This window comes from Mesorhizobium sp. M4A.F.Ca.ET.020.02.1.1, from assembly GCF_004022645.1.
GTDB lineage: Bacteria > Pseudomonadota > Alphaproteobacteria > Rhizobiales > Rhizobiaceae > Mesorhizobium.
In genome coordinates, this window is sequence record NZ_RZOI01000682.1 from 1 (window position 1) to 3,225 (window position 3,225).

General features: G+C 66.7%; 4 protein-coding genes. All 4 read left to right on the forward strand.

Translation table 11 applies throughout. The annotated features are described in order from the left end of the window. Positions 1 to 101: 101 nt before the first annotated feature. Entirely contained in the window at positions 102 to 749 is a 648-nt protein-coding gene (locus EN742_RS29260; protein WP_127406393.1) for a thiamine phosphate synthase, read from the forward strand. Next, positions 709 to 1,845: a tetratricopeptide repeat protein gene (locus EN742_RS29265; protein ID WP_189375661.1), complete on the forward strand. Its 1,137-nt coding sequence runs from the start codon at positions 709 to 711 to the stop codon at positions 1,843 to 1,845. Before EN742_RS29260 ends, EN742_RS29265 begins: the two co-directional genes overlap by 41 nt. A 126-nt stretch (positions 1,846 to 1,971) precedes the next feature. Next, positions 1,972 to 2,538 carry an elongation factor P gene (efp, locus tag EN742_RS29270; RefSeq protein WP_126057856.1) on the forward strand — a complete coding sequence of 189 codons (567 nt, stop codon included), beginning with the start codon at positions 1,972 to 1,974 and terminating at the stop codon, positions 2,536 to 2,538. Positions 2,539 to 2,562: 24 nt separating this feature from the next. Continuing rightward, positions 2,563 to 3,225, forward strand: a 663-nt coding sequence (locus EN742_RS29275) for an inositol monophosphatase family protein (protein ID WP_148670338.1), incomplete at its 3' end; no start/stop codon positions are given.

A 3,225-nucleotide genomic window follows, 5' to 3' on the forward strand; every position in this document is an offset into this window, starting at 1 on the left:
TCATGATCCCGCTTGCCCGCCTGTTCAAACCGGGCGCTTTGCTCTATGCCGCAATGCAACCATCTTCGCCCGGCATAGGCGAAAACCGGGATCGATGACCAATGAACGACGCCACGCCGCCCAATCGCTGCCGTATCGTGCTGATCGCGCCGAAAGACGCGCCGGCCGAGCGTATTGCCGCGGCCTTCGAGGGCGGTGACGTCGCCTCGCTCATCCTGCCGGAAAACGGCATGGATGACGTCGCCTTCCAGGCCTTCGCCGAAAGGATCGTGCCCACGGCGCAGGCGGCAGGCATCGCGGTCGTCATCGCCGGCGATACCCGCATCGCCGGCCGCGTCCAGGCCGACGGCATCCATGTCGAGGTCTCCAGCCAGGAGGTCGCCGAGACCATCGAACACTTCCAGGGAAGGATGATGGTCGGCGTCGGCGGCGCCAAGACCCGCGACGATGCGCTGGCGCTCGGCGAGGCGCGGCCCGACTACATTTTCTTCGGCCGCTTCGGTTACGACAACAAGCCGGAGCCGCATCCGCGCAACCTGTCTCTTGGCCAGTGGTGGGCCGAGATGATCCAGATCCCGTGCATCGTCATGGCCGGATCCGATCTCGCATCGGTCGAGGCGGTGGCCGCCACCGGCGCCGAATTCGTGGCGCTGTCCAGCGCCGTCTTCGCCGACGGGATCGACCCCAGGGGGGCGATCGCCGCCGCCAATGCGCTGCTCGACGAGACCGCGCCGCGCTTCGAGGATTGACGTGCGCCGGTCTTTGCTTCCCCTCGCGGTTCTGGCCGCGGCCCTTTTGACCGAGGCGGCGGCGGCGGCGCAGACCGTTCCGCTGCCGCAGCCCCGACCGGATGCGGGCGTACCGGACGCAAGCGCGCCGGCTGCAAATGCGCCCGCCGCAGGTGCGCCGACCACCGGCGTGCATGTCGACAAGCCGATCGCCACGCCGCTGCCGCAGCCCGCCACCACGGCCCCATTGCCTTCGGCGGACGCCATTAATCCCGATCGCTTCGGCGCCAAACCGTCGGATTCGGCCTATGGCGCCTTTCAGCGCGGCCTCTACAAGACCGCCTACAATCTCGCCTTGGTGCGCGCCCAGAACGGGGACCCCGCCGCCCAGACCCTGGTGGCGGAGATCCTGTCGCGCGGGCTCGGCGTACCGCTCAACGCCGCGGAGGCCGCGAAATGGTACGCGCTCGCCGCCGAGCAGGGCGTGCCGGAATCGCAATTCCAGTACGCGTTGATGCTGCTCGACGGCCGCTACGTCAAGAAGGACGAGAAGGCGGCGTATGCGCTGATGCAGGCCGCCGCGGAGGCCGGCAACCGCCTGGCGCAGTTCAATTTTGCGCAATTGCTTGTCCAGCAGGATCCGGGCGACGCCGGCATCGCCAAGGCTGCCACCTATTACGAGCGCGCCGCCGCCACCGGACTGGCCGACGCGCAATATGCGATGGCGCAGATCTACGCCAATGGCGCCGGCGGCAAGCCGCGCGATGATGCCCAGGCGCGTCGGCTGCTGGCGCAAGCCGCCAGGCAGAACTACGATACGGCGCAGGTCGATCTCGCCACATGGATGATCGAGGGGCGCGGCGGCGACCGCGACCTGAAGTCCGGCTTCGGCTGGATGAAACAGGCGGCCGAGGGCGGTAACGTCGCCGCCCAGAATCGCCTCGCCAAGCTGTACATGGAAGGCATCGGCACCGACCCGGACCTGATCCTCGCGGCCGCCTGGTATATCGTTGCCCGTCGCGCCGGACTTATCGATCCCGAAATGGATGATTTCCTCCAGGGCCTCGACGACGGCCAGACCAAGCAGGCGCTGCAGAAGGCGAACCGTTTGCCTTGAGGGCAAGAGGCGCAGGGCGGCGGCGCTGCGTCGCGGTGCTCCCTCCTTGCCTCTCCGGACGATTTGTGGTCTTGGAGGCGCCAAATCGCCGTCGCGGCGGCTCCCTCACTCCGGACCAGCATCATCATGGCCAAGATCAATGGCAACGAAATCCGTCCCGGCACCGTCATCGAGCACGATGGCGGACTTTGGGTCGCGGTCAAGACCAACACCGTCAAGCCCGGCAAGGGCGGCGCCTACAACCAGGTCGAGCTGAAGAACCTCATCAACGGCACCAAGCTCAACGAGCGTTTTCGCTCGGCCGAGACCGTCGAGCAGATCCGGCTCGATCTGAAGGATTTTTCCTTCCTCTATGAGCAGGGCGATGCGCTGGTGTTTATGGACACCGAAAGCTACGAGCAGCTCGAACTGGCGAAGGATTTCGTCGGCGATCGCGCCGCCTTCCTGCAGGACGGCATGATGGTGACGGTCCAGCTCTACGAGGAACGGCCGATCGGCATTTCGCTGCCCGATCAGGTGACGCTGGCCATCACCGAGGCCGACCCGGTGGTGAAGGGGCAGACGGCTGCCTCTTCCTACAAGCCCGCGGTGCTGGAGAACGGCATCCGCGTGCTGGTGCCGCCCTTCATTGCCGCCGGCGAGCGCATCATCGTCGACACCAACGAAATCACTTACGTCCGCCGCGCCGACTAAAGCGCGGGACAGCGGGAAAACAAGATGGCGCGTTCAGCGATCCTCAATGTCATGGTCCAGGCCGCGATGAAGGCCGGCCGTTCGCTGGCGCGCGACTTCGGCGAAGTGCAGAACCTGCAGGTGTCGATGAAGGGGCCAGGCGACTATGTCAGCCAGGCCGACCGCAAGGCCGAGGACATCCTGTTCACCGAACTGTCGAAGGCAAGACCCGGCTACGCCTTCCTGATGGAAGAGCGCGGCGCCATCGAGGGCGAGGATGGCCAGCACCGCTGGATCGTCGACCCGCTCGACGGCACCACCAACTTCCTGCACGGCATCCCGCTCTTCGCCATCTCGATCGCGCTGGAGCGCCAGGGCCAGATCGTAGCCGGCGTCATCTACAATCCGGCGATGGACGAGCTCTACACTGCCGAGCGCGGCGGCGGCGCCTTCATGAACGACCGCCGGCTGCGCGTCGCCGGCCGCACCAAGCTCACCGACGCTGTGATCGGCTGCGGCGTGCCGCATCTCGGCCGTGGCCAGCACGGCAATTTCCTCATCGAACTGCGCAATGTGATGGCCGAGGTCTCGGGCGTGCGCCGTCTCGGTTCCGCCTCGCTCGATCTCGCCTATGTCGCCGCCGGCCGCATGGACGGGTTCTGGGAGGTCGGTCTGTCGGCCTGGGACATCGCTGCCGGCCTGCTGCTG